The sequence below is a fragment of the Rhodococcus sp. NPDC058505 genome (assembly GCF_042720095.1).
GTDB lineage: Bacteria > Actinomycetota > Actinomycetes > Mycobacteriales > Mycobacteriaceae > Rhodococcus_G.
Genome location: NZ_JBHXNB010000001.1, coordinates 19,528 through 35,418 on the forward strand (window position 1 = coordinate 19,528; position 15,891 = coordinate 35,418).

Annotated in this window: 19 protein-coding genes, 1 tRNA gene and 1 riboswitch; of the genes, 19 read left to right on the forward strand and 1 reads right to left on the reverse strand. The window is 70.5% G+C overall.

What is annotated here, in order from left to right; genetic code table 11:
- Positions 1-249 precede the first annotated feature (249 nt).
- The 9 genes from ACFWPA_RS00100 (at position 250) to thiD (ending at position 7,994) form a co-directional block, all read left to right on the forward strand.
- On the forward strand, positions 250-1,008 hold the full coding sequence (locus ACFWPA_RS00100; protein ID WP_378507252.1) for an SDR family NAD(P)-dependent oxidoreductase: 759 nt from the start codon (positions 250-252) through the stop codon (positions 1,006-1,008).
- Positions 1,009-1,191: 183 nt separating this feature from the next.
- Entirely contained in the window at positions 1,192-2,076 is an 885-nt protein-coding gene (locus ACFWPA_RS00105; RefSeq protein WP_378507288.1) for a ParA family protein, read from the forward strand.
- Complete coding sequence (locus ACFWPA_RS00110) at positions 2,077-2,913, forward strand: segregation and condensation protein A (protein WP_378569337.1); 837 nt, start codon at positions 2,077-2,079, stop codon at positions 2,911-2,913.
- Positions 2,910-3,647 carry an SMC-Scp complex subunit ScpB gene (gene scpB, locus ACFWPA_RS00115; protein ID WP_378569339.1) on the forward strand — a complete coding sequence of 246 codons (738 nt, stop codon included), beginning with the start codon at positions 2,910-2,912 and terminating at the stop codon, positions 3,645-3,647. The genes ACFWPA_RS00110 and scpB overlap by 4 nt, the downstream gene beginning before the upstream one ends.
- An 88-nt stretch (positions 3,648-3,735) precedes the next feature.
- On the forward strand, positions 3,736-4,788 hold the full coding sequence (locus ACFWPA_RS00120; protein ID WP_378569341.1) for a pseudouridine synthase: 1,053 nt from the start codon (positions 3,736-3,738) through the stop codon (positions 4,786-4,788).
- 32 nt (positions 4,789-4,820) lie between these two features.
- The gene (gene cmk / locus ACFWPA_RS00125) at positions 4,821-5,483 is read left to right on the forward strand and encodes a (d)CMP kinase (protein ID WP_378507287.1); all 663 of its coding nucleotides are present in this window, start codon (positions 4,821-4,823) and stop codon (positions 5,481-5,483) included.
- Complete coding sequence (der, locus tag ACFWPA_RS00130) at positions 5,480-6,916, forward strand: ribosome biogenesis GTPase Der (protein WP_378507248.1); 1,437 nt, start codon at positions 5,480-5,482, stop codon at positions 6,914-6,916. The genes cmk and der overlap by 4 nt, the downstream gene beginning before the upstream one ends.
- Positions 6,917-7,003: 87 nt before the next feature.
- A tRNA-Pro gene (locus ACFWPA_RS00135) sits at positions 7,004-7,077 on the forward strand.
- A gap of 107 nt (positions 7,078-7,184) precedes the next feature.
- The gene (thiD, locus tag ACFWPA_RS00140; RefSeq protein ID WP_378569343.1) at positions 7,185-7,994 is read left to right on the forward strand and encodes a bifunctional hydroxymethylpyrimidine kinase/phosphomethylpyrimidine kinase; all 810 of its coding nucleotides are present in this window, start codon (positions 7,185-7,187) and stop codon (positions 7,992-7,994) included.
- A gap of 10 nt (positions 7,995-8,004) precedes the next feature.
- Here thiD and ACFWPA_RS00145 read toward each other — a convergent pair whose 3' ends face one another.
- The gene (locus tag ACFWPA_RS00145; protein ID WP_378507246.1) at positions 8,005-8,856 is read right to left on the reverse strand and encodes an SGNH/GDSL hydrolase family protein; all 852 of its coding nucleotides are present in this window, start codon (positions 8,854-8,856) and stop codon (positions 8,005-8,007) included.
- Positions 8,857-8,961: 105 nt separating this feature from the next.
- Between ACFWPA_RS00145 and ACFWPA_RS00150 the strand changes: the two genes are divergently transcribed.
- The 10 genes from ACFWPA_RS00150 to ACFWPA_RS00195 all read left to right on the forward strand — a co-directional run bounded on the left by ACFWPA_RS00150 (position 8,962) and on the right by ACFWPA_RS00195 (position 15,635).
- Entirely contained in the window at positions 8,962-9,606 is a 645-nt protein-coding gene (locus tag ACFWPA_RS00150) for an NUDIX hydrolase (RefSeq protein WP_378507245.1), read from the forward strand.
- 102 nt (positions 9,607-9,708) lie between these two features.
- Positions 9,709-10,356 (forward strand): CDP-alcohol phosphatidyltransferase family protein, encoded by a 648-nt coding sequence (locus ACFWPA_RS00155; protein WP_378569345.1) that lies wholly within the window; start codon positions 9,709-9,711, stop codon positions 10,354-10,356.
- Positions 10,353-11,237 carry a DUF881 domain-containing protein gene (locus ACFWPA_RS00160; RefSeq protein WP_378569347.1) on the forward strand — a complete coding sequence of 295 codons (885 nt, stop codon included), beginning with the start codon at positions 10,353-10,355 and terminating at the stop codon, positions 11,235-11,237. Before ACFWPA_RS00155 ends, ACFWPA_RS00160 begins: the two co-directional genes overlap by 4 nt.
- On the forward strand, positions 11,234-11,611 hold the full coding sequence (locus tag ACFWPA_RS00165) for a small basic family protein (RefSeq protein ID WP_378507242.1): 378 nt from the start codon (positions 11,234-11,236) through the stop codon (positions 11,609-11,611). The genes ACFWPA_RS00160 and ACFWPA_RS00165 overlap by 4 nt, the downstream gene beginning before the upstream one ends.
- 3 nt (positions 11,612-11,614) lie before the next feature.
- Positions 11,615-12,361, forward strand: a complete 747-nt coding sequence (locus ACFWPA_RS00170; protein WP_378507241.1) for a DUF881 domain-containing protein — start codon at positions 11,615-11,617, stop codon at positions 12,359-12,361.
- A gap of 62 nt (positions 12,362-12,423) precedes the next feature.
- Entirely contained in the window at positions 12,424-12,828 is a 405-nt protein-coding gene (gcvH, locus tag ACFWPA_RS00175) for a glycine cleavage system protein GcvH (RefSeq protein ID WP_378569349.1), read from the forward strand.
- Between the two features lie 166 nt (positions 12,829-12,994).
- Positions 12,995-13,474 (forward strand): glycogen accumulation regulator GarA, encoded by a 480-nt coding sequence (gene garA, locus ACFWPA_RS00180; protein ID WP_378507239.1) that lies wholly within the window; start codon positions 12,995-12,997, stop codon positions 13,472-13,474.
- A complete protein-coding gene (locus ACFWPA_RS00185; protein WP_378507238.1) occupies positions 13,474-14,217 on the forward strand; it encodes a MerR family transcriptional regulator in 744 nt (247 codons plus the stop codon). Before garA ends, ACFWPA_RS00185 begins: the two co-directional genes overlap by 1 nt.
- Before the next feature lie 84 nt (positions 14,218-14,301).
- Positions 14,302-14,775, forward strand: a complete 474-nt coding sequence (locus ACFWPA_RS00190) for a bifunctional nuclease family protein (RefSeq protein ID WP_378507237.1) — start codon at positions 14,302-14,304, stop codon at positions 14,773-14,775.
- A gap of 236 nt (positions 14,776-15,011) precedes the next feature.
- The gene (locus ACFWPA_RS00195; protein WP_378507236.1) at positions 15,012-15,635 is read left to right on the forward strand and encodes a MerR family transcriptional regulator; all 624 of its coding nucleotides are present in this window, start codon (positions 15,012-15,014) and stop codon (positions 15,633-15,635) included.
- Positions 15,636-15,728: 93 nt separating this feature from the next.
- Positions 15,729-15,835: riboswitch (glycine riboswitch) on the forward strand.
- Positions 15,836-15,891 lie beyond the last annotated feature (56 nt).

Consider the following 15,891-nt stretch of genomic DNA (forward strand, 5'->3'; position numbering starts at 1 on the left):
TCCGCGCACCGTCGCCGAATCGACTGTGCAGCCAGCGTTGGCGCGCGATCCGGTTGATACCGCAGTCAACCGATCGGTTGATGCCGGGTGCGCCGACACCCTCGCCATGTAGCCCCGGTTCGGTGTCCATCCGAGCCGCCCCGGCCGGGGCACTCCGACGCGACGTCCGATTCCCGCCAGCGCGCACTGCCGTCAGGCAGCAGCCTGATGGAGGCGCCGATCCCGTACCCACCCCGAAAGGACTCAACGATGTCTGCACGACTGGAATCCAAGGTCTTCGTCGTCACCGGCGGATCGTCCGGAATCGGCCTCGCGGTGGCTCGTCGCCTCACCGCCGACGGCGCCAGCGTCGTCATCGGCAGCCGACGCAAGGATGTCGGTGAGCAGGCGGTCGAGAGTCTGCGGGACGCAGGCGGCACGGCGATCTTCGTCCCCGCCGACGTGTCCGTCGAGGACGATGCCGCGCTGCTCGTCACGACCGCCATCGCCGAATTCGGTCGCCTGGACGGCGCTTTCAACAATGCAGGCGGGGTGAACGCGTCGGGCCCGGTCTCGACGATCGAGGCGGACGCCTGGAACGCCGAACTGGCGCAGAACGTGACGAGTGTCTTCAACTGCCTCAAGCACCAGATTCCGGCGGTACTCGAGGCCGGTGGCGCGATCGTCAACAACGCGTCCAACCTGGGTGTTGTTGCGCTGCCGGAGGTCGCACCCTACGTCGCCGCCAAGCACGCGGTCGTCGGGCTGACCCGCTCGGTGGCGCTCGAGGTGGCCGCACGGGGTGTGCGGGTCAACGCCATCACGACGGGCGGCGTGGACACCCCGCTGCAGCGGAGTTCGATGTCCACCACCGACGAGGCGCTCGCCTACGTCGAGTCGCTGCACCCGGTGAACCGCATCGCGCAGCCCGCCGAGATCGCGCCGCTCGTCGCCTTCCTCCTCAGCGACGAGGCGTCGTTCATCACGGGTGCCGCGCTCGCCATCGACGGCGGATTCACCGCCCGTTGACCCTGGTTCGACGATCGCGGCCGGGCGGGGTCCGCCGCGGTGCCCGCGAGGGCCGCGTCCGGGATCCCACCGGTCCGCGGCCGGTACGCGGGTGGCGCCGCGCGTGTCCGTGGCGGCTTCGCGCGGCCAGACGGTAGCGTCTTGGTCGAGCAGCGCGAGCGAGAAAGGGGCCGTCGGATCGTGATGACACCTCAGCCACCCATCGGCGTGGTGGCCGCCGACACCGACCGGCCACTCGGCCCGACCGGGCGTCCCCTGCGCGAGATCCCCGATCCGTTGCCCGTCGCAGCGCACGGGCCCGCGAAGGTCATCGCGATGTGCAATCAGAAGGGCGGCGTCGGCAAGACCACCTCGACGATCAACCTCGGCGCCTCGCTTGCCGAGTACGGCCGCCGGGTGCTGCTCGTCGACCTCGACCCGCAGGGCGCGCTGTCCGCGGGTCTCGGCGTCGCGCACCACGACCTGGACCTGACCGTGCACAACCTGCTGGTGGACCGGAAGGTCTCCATCGACGACGTGCTGATGCGCACCCGCGTCGAGGGCATGGACCTGCTGCCGAGCAACATCGACCTGTCCGCCGCCGAGATCCAGTTGGTCACCGAGGTCGGCCGCGAGCAGACCCTCGGCCGGACGCTGTACCCGGTGCTCGACCGCTACGACTACATTCTGATCGACTGCCAGCCGTCGCTCGGGTTGCTCACCGTCAACGCGCTCGCCTGCGCGGAGGGGGTGATCATCCCGATGGAATGCGAGTACTTCAGCCTGCGCGGGCTGGCGCTGCTGAACGACACCGTCGAGAAGGTTCGGGACCGGCTCAACCCGCGGCTGCAGATGTCGGGCATCGTGGTCACCATGTTCGACGCCCGAACCCTGCACGCCCGTGAGGTGATGACCCGGGTCGTTGAGGTGTTCGGGGACCTCGTCTACGACACCGTCGTCAACCGGACGGTGCGGTTCCCGGAGACCAGCGTCGCCGGGGAGCCGATCACCACCTGGGCGCCGAAATCCGGTGGCGCGCAATCGTATCGGTCACTGGCCCGCGAGGTCATTGCGAGGTCCGGCAGGTAGATGGACGCGGAGCACACCGTCCGGACCGAGCCAGAGGAGGACGCAGGCGCCGGCGGATTCCGGGTTCGGCTGCGCAACTTCGAGGGACCGTTCGACCTGCTGCTGACCCTGATCAGCCAGCGCCGACTCGACGTCACCGAGGTGGCCCTGCATCAGGTCACCGACGACTTCATTGCGTACACGCGCGAGTTGGGCGCCGAGATGGAACTCGACCAGACCACCGAGTTCCTTGTCGTCGCGGCGACCCTGCTCGACCTCAAGGCCGCTCGGCTGCTGCCCTCCGGTGAGGTCGACGACCCGGAGGACCTGGCGTTGCTCGAGGCCCGCGACCTGCTGTTCGCGCGCCTGCTCCAGTACCGCGCCTACAAGCAGATCGCGCAGCTGTTCGCCGAACTCGAATCGGTCGCCCTGCGCCGGTATCCGCGGTCGGTGGCGCTCGAGGACCGCTACCTCGGTCTGCTTCCTGAAGTCACCCTCGGCGTCGACGCCGCCGCGTTCGCGGACATCGCGGCCGCCGCGTTCGCGCCGCGCCCGGTGCCCACCGTCGGGCTCGGTCACCTACACGCCCCGGTGGTGTCGGTGCCCGAGCAGGCCGCGCTGCTGCTCGACCTGCTGCGGGACCGCGGGCAGGGGGAGTGGGCCGGATTCGCCGACCTGATCACCGACTGCGAGATGACCGTGCAGATCGTGGCACGATTCCTGGCGCTGCTGGAGCTGTACCGGCAGCGCGCGGTCGCGTTCGACCAGCCCGAACCGCTCGGCATGCTGCGGGTCAGCTGGACCGGGGAGGGCGGAGTCGACGGACACGCCATGGCGAGTGCGGAGGATTACGGGTGAGCGACGTCGACACCACAGACTGCGACCTCAGCGAGAACGGGGACCTACCCGTCGACGACAGGGCCGACGACCGGCTCGACGACACGGCCGACGACCGGCTCGACGACGACGAGCTCGCCTCCGCGCTGGAGGCGATGCTGCTGGTCACCGACGCCCCGGCGCAGGCGGCGTCGCTGGCATCCGCGGTCGGGGAGCCGCCGAAACGGGTGGAGGGGATGCTGCGCCGGATGTCGGCGGCCCTGACCGCGCGTCGCAGCGGATTCGACCTCCGCTACGCGGGCGACGGGTGGCGGATGTACACCCGCAACGAGTACGCGCCGTACGTCGAGCGACTGCTCCTCGACGGGGTCCGGTCGAAGCTCACACGTGCCGCGTTGGAAACCTTGGCGGTTGTTGCGTACCGTCAACCTTTGACCCGTGCACGGGTGAGCGCGGTGCGCGGTGTGAACGTCGACGGCGTCATGCGCACCCTGCTCGCCCGGGGTCTGATCGCGGAGGCCGGGCCCGACCCCGACACCAACGCGACCACCTATGCGACGACCGAGCTGTTCCTGGAGCGGCTCGGGCTGGCCTCGCTGGCGGACCTGCCCGCGCTGGCCCCGTTGCTGCCCGATGTCGACGTGATCGACGACATCAGCGACGACATGGAGTCCGATCCGCGGTTCGCGAAGCTGCGCAGGCGGGTGGACACCGGTCCCGTCGTCGACACCCGAGTCGACGACGAGGACACCTGACCGAGCGACTGAACGGAACCGTTCAGTCGATCAGATCGACTGAACGGTTCCGTTCAGTCGGACGAGATGAAGTGACAAGGGAAGAAAAGTGAACAGATCCGCTCGCCGTGATGGCACACCGGACCGGGGCAGGGGCAAGCCCGCCCGCAGCACGACAGGCAGGACCGCAGGCAAGAAGCAGGACGGCCCGCGCGCAGGCGCGAGCGGTGCCCCGAAGAAGCCGCACCGCGGGCAGGCCGCGGGTGCCACCAGGGGCTCGGCCGCGGCGGGCGCCACCAACAAGCGCGGCAAGCCGAAGCAGGCGAAGCCGCAGCGCCAGCAGGTGGAGGCGAACCCGACGATCAGCAACGCCAAGCCGGCGCGGCACCAGTACGTCCAGAGCGCCGGGCCGGTCAAGCTCGCCGCTGGCGAGGGCATGCGACTGCAGAAGGTGCTCGCGCAGGCCGGCGTCGCCTCCCGACGGGCCGCCGAGGAGCTCATCGAGCAGGGCCGGGTCGAGGTCGACGGCCACATCGTGGTGGAGCAGGGCCTGCGCGTCGACCCCGAGAACGCGGTGGTCCGCGTCGACGGCGTCCGCGTCGTCGTGAAGAAGGACCTGGTGCACATCGCGCTGAATAAGCCGCGCGGCTGGCAGTCCACGATGTCCGACGACCTGGGCCGCCCGTGCATCGGTGACATCGTCTCCGAGCGGGTGTCCGCCGGGCAGCGCCTGTTCCACGTCGGCCGCCTCGACGCCGACACCGAGGGCCTGATCCTGCTGACCAACGACGGCGACCTGGCACACCGGCTGATGCACCCCTCCTTCGAGGTGCCCAAGACGTACCTCGCGACGGTCAACGGGGTCGTCGAGCGCGGCCTCGGCAAGACCCTCAAGGCTGGTGTCGAACTCGAGGACGGACCCGCGAAGGTCGACGCGTTCACGTTGCTCGACGTCAACGGCAAGCAGTCCCTAGTCAAGGTCGTGCTGCACGAGGGTCGCAAGCACATCGTGCGCCGACTGCTCGAGGCCGTCGGGCATCCGGTGAAGCGGCTGGTCCGCACCGACATCGGGCCGGTGGCGCTCGGTGACGGGCGTCCCGGCACGCTTCGCGTGATCGGCCCGGGCGAGGTCGGCGCGCTGTACAAGGCGGTCGGCCTGTGACCGACACCGTGGCCGTGCCGCTGGTCGTCGCGATGGACGGCCCGTCCGGCACCGGCAAGTCCAGCGTGTCCCGGCGCCTGGCCGATGCCCTCGCCGCCCGCTACCTCGACACCGGTGCCATGTACCGGATCGCGACGCTGCACGTGCTGCGGTCCGCGGTCGACGTCGCCGACGTGGACGCCGTCGCCGCGGCAACCGAGGCGCTCGACCTGTCGATCGGCACCGACCCGGCGTCCGACCGGGTGCTGCTGGCCGGGGAGGACGTCACCGACGAAATCCGTGGCGCCGCCGTCACCGGGGCGGTGTCCGCGGTGTCTGCGGTGCCGCGGGTGCGGGAACTTCTCGTCGACAAGCAGCGGGCGTTCATCGCGCAGCACCCGCGGATCGTGGTCGAGGGCCGCGACATCGGCACCGTCGTGCTTCCCGACGCGGACGTGAAGATCTATCTCACCGCGTCCGCGGAGGCCCGCGCGCAGCGGCGCAACGCGCAGAACGTCGCGGAGGGCCGCGGCGACGACTACAGGGCGGTGCTCGCCGACGTGCAGCGCCGCGACCACCTCGACTCGACCCGCGCGGTGTCCCCGCTGCGGCCCGCCGAGGACGCGGTGATCGTGGACACCAGTGAGATCGGAATCGACGACGTGATCGGCCGGCTGCTGCTGGTGGTCCGCGACAGGACTGGAGTAGTGCAGTGAGCGACGCATTCGAATTCGGCGGCGACGCCTACGCCGGTGACGGCACCTGGAATGAGGAAACCGACTGGGAGCTCGCCGAATTCGCCGGGGAGGAGGGCGACGAGGAGCAGCTCGCCGTCCCGACGCTGGCGATCGTCGGCAGGCCCAATGTCGGCAAGTCGACGCTGGTGAACCGGATCATCGGCCGCCGCGAGGCCGTCGTCGAGGACATTCCCGGCGTCACCCGTGACCGTGTCTCCTACGACGCGACGTGGGCCGGCCGCCGGTTCCTGGTGCAGGACACCGGCGGCTGGGAACCGGACGCCAAGGGACTGCAGCAGTCCGTGGCCCGGCAGGCCGAGCTGGCGATGCGCACCGCGGACGCCATCATCCTCGTCGTCGACACGGTGGTCGGCGCGACCGCAACCGACGAGGCCGTCGCGAAGGTGCTGCGCCGCTCCAAGACCCCCGTCCTGCTGGTGGCCAACAAGGTCGACGGCGAACGGCTCGAGGCGGAGGCGGCCGCGTTGTGGTCACTCGGGCTCGGGCAGCCGTACCCGGTCTCCGCCATCCACGGCCGCGGCACCGGCGACCTGCTCGACGAGGTGCTCGCGGTGCTGCCGGAGACCCCGCGGGAGGGTACCGGCGGACAGGGGCCGCGTCGCGTCGCCCTGGTCGGCAAGCCGAACGTCGGCAAGTCCAGCCTGATCAACAAGCTCTCCGGCGACGAGCGGTCGGTCGTGCACGACGTCGCCGGCACCACCGTCGACCCGGTCGACTCGCTGGTCGAGCTCGGCGGCAAGGTGTGGAAGTTCGTCGACACCGCGGGCCTGCGGAAGAAGGTGAGCCACGCCAGCGGTCACGAGTTCTACGCGTCGCTGCGCACCAAGTCGGCGATCGAGGCCGCCGAGGTCGCGATCCTGCTGATCGACGCGTCCCTGCCGATCACCGAGCAGGACCTGCGGGTGCTGTCGATGGTCGCCGAGACCGGGCGGGCGCTGGTGCTGGCGTTCAACAAGTGGGACCTCGTCGACGAGGACCGCCGGTTGATGCTGGAGAAGGAGATCGACCGCGAACTGGTGCGGGTGCCGTGGGCGCAGCGGGTCAACATTTCCGCGCACACCGGCCGCGCGGTGCAGAAGCTGGTGCCCGCGCTGGAGACCGCGCTGGAGTCGTGGGACAAGCGGATCCCCACCGGCCGGCTCAACAACTGGCTCAAGGAGGTTGTCGCCGCGACCCCGCCGCCGATGCGGGGTGGCCGGCTGCCGCGCGTCATGTTCGCGACGCAGGCCGGGACGCGGCCGCCGACGTTCGTGCTGTTCACCACCGGCTTCCTCGAGGCGGGCTACCGCCGGTTCCTCGAGCGCAGGCTGCGCGAGGAGTTCGGTTTCGATGGCAGCCCGGTCCGGATCTCGGTGCGGGTGCGGGAGAAGCGGGACCGCAAGAAGCGCTGATCACCTCCCCGTCGGGTGCCTGACCAGCCGATTCGCGGTAGCGAGTGCCACTGATGTAATCTCATCGAGCACTCGAAAGAGCGCGGGCGGGCTGTGGCGCAGCTTGGTAGCGCACCTGACTGGGGGTCAGGTGGTCGCAGGTTCAAATCCTGTCAGCCCGACAGTGGTCGAAGAAAAGGTGGTTCCTCGCTCGCGAGGAGCCACCTTTTCTCGTTTCACACCCCTGTCCCCGGGTACATCCGGGTATCCGATCCGCAAAGGAGTCACCGTGGTCGACCTCGCCTATGTCATCGCCGGTTCGGAAGCGACCGGCGGCGCCGGCCTGCAGGTGGACCTGAAGACCTTCCAGGAACTCGGCGTCTACGGCGTCGGCACCGTCACCTGCATCGTCTCGTTCGACCCCGCCGCGGGCTGGGGGCACCGCTTCGTCCCGATCGCGCCCGAGGTGATCGCCGACCAGATCGAGGCAGCGACCGCCGCCCACGACCTCGACGTCGTCAAGATCGGCATGCTCGGCACCCCGGCCACGATCGACGTCGTCGCCGCGGGCCTGCGCCGCCAGCCGTGGCGGCACGTCGTGCTCGACCCGGTCCTGATCTGCAAGGGGCAGGAGCCGGGCGCCGCGCTCGACACCGACACCGCGCTGCGTGCGCAGATCCTGCCGTTGGCCACCGTCGTGACCCCGAACCTGTTCGAGGCCCGGACCCTGTCCGGGATGGACGCGATCGACTCCGTCGACGACCTCGTCGAGGCGGCCCGCCGCATCCACGACCTCGGACCGCGGTACGTGATCGCCAAGGGGGGAGTCGAACTCGCCGGCGACGATGCCGTCGACGTGCTCTTCGACGGCACCGACGTGACCATCCTTCGGGCACCGAAGGTCGGCAGCGAACGGGTCTCCGGTGCGGGCTGCACCCTCGCCGCGGCGATCACCGCCGAACTGGCCAAGGGCGTCGACGTCGCGTCGGCGGCGGAGTTCGCGAAGGAGTTCGTCACCGCGGGCATCGCGGGCCGCGTCGCCGCGCACACCCCGTTCGACACCGTGTGGCAGGGCGCCTACGTCGACGCGCTCGGCTGACCGCGCCGGATCACCGGGTGACGGCGGCGATGACCTGGGTTGCCGCGTTGGCATGGCCCGCGGCGTTCGGGTGCAACGGAATCGGTGCCGTCAGCGAGGTCGGGACCGCCCCAACGATCCACCGGTCCGCAGGCGCCGCGCACGCGTCGTGGCCGCGGGTCGACGGCTCCAGGTCGACGAAGGTCGCGCCCGCGGTGCTCGCCGCGGTCGCGGCAACCGTGTTCAGTCGGGTGATCAAGCCCTGGACATGGTCCGCGTCGACCGGCCAGATCGGTTGCACGCCGGGGCATCCGCCGGGCCGGATCGCGTCCGGGTAGCCGACAAGGACGATGCGTGCATCCGGTGCCCGCCGCCGGATCTCCTCGACGATCCCCACGTAGGTCGGGGCGAGACCGTCGATCCGCTCGGCGTAGGCGGCGGTGTCGGTGGTGGCGGCACAGGACCGGCCCAGCGGCGGCGGCGCCACGTTCAGGCACTCGGTGGTCAGTGACACCAGCCCGATGTCGTTGGCGCCGATGCCGACGGTCACCAGCGTGGTATCCGGGCTCAACGCGTCGAACTGCGGTGCGGTCTGGGGGAGTTGGCGGTCGGACAGGTTCGCGGTCGTGGCTCCGCTGCACGTCACGTCCCGGAAGGTGGTGGCGCGCACGGCCGCCGCGACGAGGTGCGGATAGTTCACCTCAGACCGGAGGCAGTCCCCGAGCGACCCGTTCGGTGCGATCCCGGCCCCGGAGGAAAACGAATCGCCCAGTGCGACGTACCCGACCGGCGGCGGGGACTCGGCCTGGGCGGCGGTCGACGCCCCCAGCGGGGCCGGGGCGGTGAGAACGAGTGCGGCAGCGACGGCCGCAACCGGTGACATGCGGTGCTCGGTTTCGTCGGGGTCGGGCGTGCATCAGCCAAACTACCCCCGATTCCCGGCCCGCGGAACGGGTGGATCGCGTGGGCAGGCGGCTACCCTCGAGCGATGGCGGCGGACACGGCGAGACCGACGACGGGGCAGGCCAGCCCGGAACTGACCCGGCAGCGCTGTGCGGCCGCGTTGACGGGATTCGCGGTCGAGGCGGCGCCGGAGGCGGGTGGCCGCCGCGCCGCGGTGGCGCTCGCGCTCGTCGAACGGGACGACGGGCCGGTGCTGCTGCTGACCCTGCGGCCCGGCCGAATGCGCGCCCACCCCGGGCAGTTCGCGTTGCCGGGAGGCGGCATCGACCCCGGCGAGACGCCCGCGCAGGCCGCGCTCCGGGAACTCGACGAGGAGGTCGGGGTGACGGCGCCCGACGACGCGGTGCTCGGGGTCCTCGACGACTTCGTCACCCGGTCCGGGTACGTCATCACCCCGGTCGTGGTCTGGGTGGGTTCACTGGCCGCGCCGCTGCGGCCCAACCCCGGCGAGGTGGCGATGATCTTCGAGGTCACGGTGCCGGAACTCGATGTCGACCCGGTGCTGCGCCCGCTGCCGGGTGGCACCGAACCGCTGCTGCGCTGGCCGTTTCGGGGCGAGCACCTGTTCGCCCCGACCGCCGCGATCATCCACCAGTTCCGGGAGGTGGTGCTGCACGGACGGGCCACCCGGGTCGCCGATTGTCCGCAACCGGACTTCGCGGCCCGCTGACCTCGCGGCGGATGCCCGCCTCCCGGCACCGGTCCGCCGCGTGTGACAGGCTGGACGCCGATCGCCGTGAGCAGGCGAACCGGCGAGCGATGTGGGAGTGAGATGGACAGCGGAGACCTGCCGCGCGCACAGGTCGGCGCGACGGCCGATCCGGTGCCGACCGATCGGGTGCTGACGGTGCCGAACGTGCTGAGCCTGGTGCGGTTGCTCGGGGTTCCGCTGTTCGCCTACCTGTTGCTCGGCCCGCAGGCGGACGGCTGGGCGCTGCTGATCCTGATGCTCAGCGGATTCACCGACTGGGCCGACGGGAAGCTCGCCCGGCTGCTGAACCAGACGTCGCGGCTCGGTGCGCTCCTCGATCCGTTCGTCGACCGCCTCTACGTGGTCACCACGCTGGTCGCGTTCTCGCTCCGCGGGATGATCCCGTGGTGGGTGACCGCGATCCTGATCGGTCGCGATCTGCTGCTCGCCGCGACGCTCCAGGTGTACCGCCGCCGCGGGCTGCCGCCGCCGTCGGTGCTGTACCTCGGCAAGGCGGCGACGTTCGCGCTGATGATCGCGCTGCCGCTGGTGCTCGCCGCACAGCTGAACTGGGCGTACGCGAACGTCGCGCACGCGTTCGGGTACGCGCTGCTGGTGTGGGCGACCGGCCTGTACGTCTGGACCGGGCTGCTGTACCTGCTCGCTGCCCGCAACATCGCCCGCGCCGTCGCGCCCGTCGGTGCCGGTCGTGGGGCCGAATCGCCGTGAGCGCCACGGGTGTTCCCGCGTCCACCGGCGCGCCACGGGTGCGACGCAACCCGACGCCGTCGCTGCTGACCGCGCTGCTCGCGGAGGGCCTCGACCCCGGCTACGCCGCGGCAGCGGAGGATCGCGCCCGCGGACACTCCCTGCACCGACCGCTGCACGCGGGGGTGTGGTGTGCGGGGGGCGCGCTGGTGCTCGGGCTGATCTTCGGGATCGCGTTCGCGCAGGCGGCGGACCGCGCACCGGGCACCGAGCAGGTCCGTGCCGACATCCTCACCCAGGTCGACGCGGCGGAAGCGCGGGGCGCGGACCTGGCCCGCGCCCGCGACGACCTGAGCGATGGCATCGACCTCGCCCGCACCCGGGCGCTCGCCGGGGACGCGCAGGGCGCCGCGGTCCTCGACCGGATCGGCGTCCTCGAGCACGGCGCCGCGTTGGTTCCGGTGCACGGGCCCGGCATCACCGTCACCCTCACCGACCCGGCGGCCCGGCCGGACCTGTCCGATCGCTCGCGGCCCGGCGCCGCCGCCACCCCGGTGCTGATCGACCGCGACCTGCAGGCGGTGGTCAATGGCCTGTGGGGGGCCGGGGCGGAGGCCGTTGCCGTCGGGAACGTCCGGATCGGACCGGGGGTGACGATCCGGCAGGCCGGGGGTGCCATGCTGGTCGACAATCAGCCGGTCCCGTCGCCCTATGTGGTGTCGGCGATCGGCCAACCGGCCCGGCTGCAGACCGGGTTCGTCGTCAGCGACGCCTACCAGCGGATGTCCGGGGTGGCCCAGCTGTACGGCGCCGGATTCACCATCGCCGAGAACGACGACATCAGCCTCCCTGCCGCGACGGCACGGGAGATCCGCAGCGCACGAGAGGTGATGGGGCAGTGAAGTCGGTCAAGCCACTGCAGGCGGCACGGAACGGGTACGCGATCTACGGGGTGCTCGCGCTGATCGTGGGCATCGTCGCGGGTGTGGTGTTCCGCCCGGAGGTGCCGGACGCGATCCAGCCGTACCTGCCGATCGCGGTGGTCGCCGCCCTCGACGCCGTGTTCGGCGGTCTCCGCGCCTATCTCGACGAGATCTTCGACGCGAAGGTGTTCGTCGTCTCGTTCGTGTTCAACGTGCTCGTCGCCGCCCTCATCGTCTGGCTCGGCGACCAGCTCGGGGTCGGGACGCAGCTCTCGACCGCCATCGTCGTCGTCCTCGGAATCCGGATCTTCGGGAACGCGGCGGCGTTGCGCCGCAGGCTGTTCGGGGCGTGAGGAATGGCACAGGAAGGCAGGCACGAGTGGCACCGTGAGGCCCCGTCCGCGGCCCGTCGCTCGCGCGTGGTGTTCGGAGTGCTCGCGGTGCTGCTGATGGCGGCGCTCGGCGTCGCGATCGCCACCCAGGTCCGGGACACCGGGTCGGGCGACACCCTCGACTCCGCCCGTCCCGCAGACCTGTTGGTGATCCTCGACAACCTCAATCAGCGCGAGGCTGCGCTGCGCGCGGAGATCACCACCCTCCAGGACACCCTGGGGACCCTGCAGCGCAGCGGCGGCGGCTCCGACGCGGCGCTCGCGGAGGCGAACGCGCGACTGACCGCCCTGTCGATTCAGGTCGGTGCGGTTCCCGCGACCGGACCCGGCGTGCTGCTCACCGTCACCGACCCGGCCTCCGGGGTCGGTTCCGACGTGATGTTGGACATGATCCAGGAACTGCGCGCCGCCGGGGCCGAGGCGATCGAGGTCCGGGGCGGCGACGGCCAACCCGTCCGGATCGGGGTGAACTCGTGGGTGCGCGGCACCGCCGGAAAACTGCAGCTGGACGGGACGGACCTGGCCGCGCCGTACACCGTCACCGCGATCGGTGACCCGCCGACGCTGGCCGCAGCGTTGAACATTCCCGGTGGTGTCGTCGACACCGTCGCGCGCAGCGGCGGTCGGGTCACGGTCGAACAATCGGGGCAGGTCACGATCGCCGCCTTGCGAGAGGTGAAACCACGCCAATACGCTCAGCCGGGAAACTGAAATTCCGCCGCCGCACAGAAATTCCTGTGAGCGGCGTCGGAGGTCGTCGAAAGGACCACACGGTGAGCGAGACCAACATCCCGGCCGAACTGCACTACACGGCCGAGCACGAGTGGGTGCAGCGGACGGGATCGACGACCGTGCGGGTGGGCATCACCGATTTCGCACAGTCACAGCTTGGTGACGTCGTGTTCGTGCAACTGCCGTCCGTCGGCGACGAGATCGCGGCCGGTGACTCGTTCGGTGAGGTCGAGTCGACGAAGAGCGTCTCCGACATCTACGCACCGCTCACCGCGAAAGTTGTTGCGGCGAACGAGAACCTGGACGGCAGCCCGGAGCTCGTCAACTCCGCGCCCTACGGCGACGGCTGGTTGGTCGAACTCGAGATGACCGACGAGGCAGCCCTCGACACCGCGCTCGCCGGAATGCTCGACGCGGGCGCATATCGAGAGGTAGCGGGGGGATAACCCCGACGCGCCCCGTTGCGTGAGCGCCTACGCGGACCGGCATCGGCAGGGTACGGTCGTGGGGAAGGGCATTCGCCGTGTCGGGGCGCAGATCCGGATCGGTTGTGATTGTCTCTACAGATTTGTTCGGGGGTTCCCGAATCGATCGGACTGAGGAGGAGAAACGGTGAGCGACAACGACAGCGACGCGGCCTACGGGGAGACGCCCGCGGAGACCACGTCGGTCTTCCGAGCGGATTTCCTCAGCGAACTGGACGGTGCCACGGCCGCGCCGACCGAGCAGCCCGTCTCCGGTGTCGAGGGCCTGCCCGCCGGTTCCGCGCTGTTGGTCGTCAAGCGGGGGCCGAACGCGGGCTCGCGATTCCTGCTCGATCACCCGACCACGTCGGCCGGCAGGCACCCCGACAGTGACATCTTCCTCGACGACGTCACCGTCTCCCGCAGGCACGCGGAGTTCCGCCGGGAGCAGCACGAGTTCCAGGTCGTCGACGTCGGCAGCCTCAACGGCACCTACGTCAACCGGGAGCCGGTCGACTCGGCGACCCTGGCCAACGGCGACGAGGTACAGATCGGGAAGTTCCGCCTCGTGTTCCTGACGGGTCCGCGCGGCGGTGCCGGCGACTCGCCTGCGGGTGCGGGTAGCTGATGACCGCGGTCGGGCAGCGGAGCCAGGGTGCGGGCGGGATGTCGATCGGCTCCGTCCTCGATCGGCTCCGCCCCGAGTTCCCGGACGTCACGATCTCGAAGATCCGCTTCCTCGAGGCGGAGGGACTGATCCGTCCGGAACGCACCCCGTCCGGATATCGGCGGTTCTCGGTCGCGGACTGCGAGCGGCTGCGGTACGTCCTCACCGCGCAGCGTGACCAGTACCTGCCGCTGAAGGTGATCAAGGAGCAGCTCGAGGCGATCGACAGCGGCGTCGCGGTCGTCGCCGCGCCCGACACCGCCCCGCGCCGCCCCCGGATGCTCGCGGTGGCGCCGGGTGAGGTGTCCCCGGAGGAGTTTCGCCCCGACCGGGAGATCCGGATCAGCCGCAGCGACCTGCTGGCCAGGTCCGGGGTCGACGAGGGGTTCCTTGCCGAGCTGATCCGGGCCGGGCTGATCGTGCCCGGCTCCGCCGGATTCTTCGACGAGGGCGCGATCACGCTCGCGCGCACCGCGAAGGCGATGTCCGGGTTCGGCCTCGAGGTGCGGCATCTGCGGGCGTTCAAGCTGGCCGCGGACCGCGAGGCCGGCCTCGTCGCGCAGATCGCCGGACCGGTCGCGAAGGGCCGCGACGCCGGCGCCCGCGATCGGGCCGAGGAGATGGTCCGGGAACTCGCGGCGCTGTCGCTGACCCTGCACACCTGCCTGGTGAAGTCGGCCGTCCGGGGCGCACTCGATCGGTGATCCACCGGGGACGGGTCCCGGCGCGGCGCGCCTTCGGAGGCATAGAATCGGTCGAAGCAACGGTTTTCACGGGAGGCGGGCGCGATGAGTGAGATGCGTGTGATCGGGATCCGTGTCGAGCAGCCGCAAAACTCGCCCGTGCTGTTGCTCAGGGAGGCCAGCGGAGACCGGTACCTGCCGATCTGGATCGGGCAGACGGAGGCGACCGCGATCGTCCTCGAACAGCAGGGGGTCGAGCCGGCCCGGCCGCTGACCCACGACCTGATCACCACCCTGATCGGGGCCCTCGGTCATCGCCTGCTTGAGGTGCGGATCGTGGATCTGCAGGAGGGCACGTTCTACGCCGATCTGGTGTTCGACCAGAACATCACCGTGTCGGCCCGGCCGTCGGATTCGGTGGCCATCGCGTTGCGGGCGGGTGTGCCGATCCACGCGGAGGAGTCGGTGCTCGCGGAGGCCGGGCTGGTGATGCCGGACGAGCGCGAGGACGAGGTGGAGAAGTTCAAGGAGTTCCTCGAGTCGGTGTCGCCGGATGACTTTAAGGCGACCGACGGCTAGAGACTGCCCGTGGGCATCGGAGGTCTCGATCGGGTCTCGTCTGGCCGGTTCTGCCGAATCTGGGGCTAAGCTCTGGTCGTTTTGGGCGTGTTGCGTTGACCGCACGACCGTCGGCCCATAACGTCTGGCCGTCATGAATACGCACCATGTGATTCATCGGGGCGTGCACCGGGCGCTACCGGCGTACCCTTCAAGTGAATCCCTGGTCTGGATTTGCGTGCGAGAGGGAGCAGTCAGTGGTAGATCAGCCGCAGGACGCGAATGTTCGTCAACGCGTCGATGGGCAGTCGCTGGCCGGTGAGGTTGCCGACGGCGAGGGCGTGCAGCCGGGGCTGTTCCCTGACGACTCCGTCCCCGACGAGCTGGTCGGCTACCGCGTCCCGATCGCCTGCCAGATCGCCGGAATCACCTACCGGCAACTCGACTACTGGGCGCGCACCTCGCTGGTCGTTCCGTCCATACGCGGCGCGGCGGGGTCGGGCAGTCAGCGCCTGTACTCCTTCAAGGACATCCTGGTCCTCAAGATCGTCAAGCGGCTTCTCGACACCGGCATCTCGCTGCAGAACATTCGGGTCGCGGTCGATCACCTGCGCAATCGCGGGGTCGCCGACCTGGCCAGGATCACGCTGTTTTCCGACGGCGCCACCGTCTACGAGTGCACCTCCCCGGAGGAGGTCGTCGACCTGCTGCAGGGCGGCCAGGGCGTGTTCGGGATCGCGGTCAGTGGCGCGATGCGGGAACTGACCGGCACCATCGCGGACTTCCCCGCGGAGCGGGCCGACGGCGGCGAGAGCGAGCAGAGCCCCGAGGACGAGCTCGCGTCGAGGCGCCGCAGCCGGGGCAGCCGCAAGATCGGCTGACCGGCCCCGGCCCCGGTATCGGGGTGGTGCTGACCACAGTGCGGACGGCGGGCGCGGCATTGCCGGGAACGTCGCCTAGAATTCGAGGTGCGTCGTCGTCGCGCGGGAGAGTTCCGGACCGGGAGTGTTCGCCGGTCCGGGCGCCGAAGGAGCAGCACCTCCCCGTCAATCTCTCAGGCACCCGGGACCGTGCGGGCATCGGCGCCTCTGGAAAGCGGTGGGAGCACCCACCCGCCCACGGGGAAAGGGATCGGCC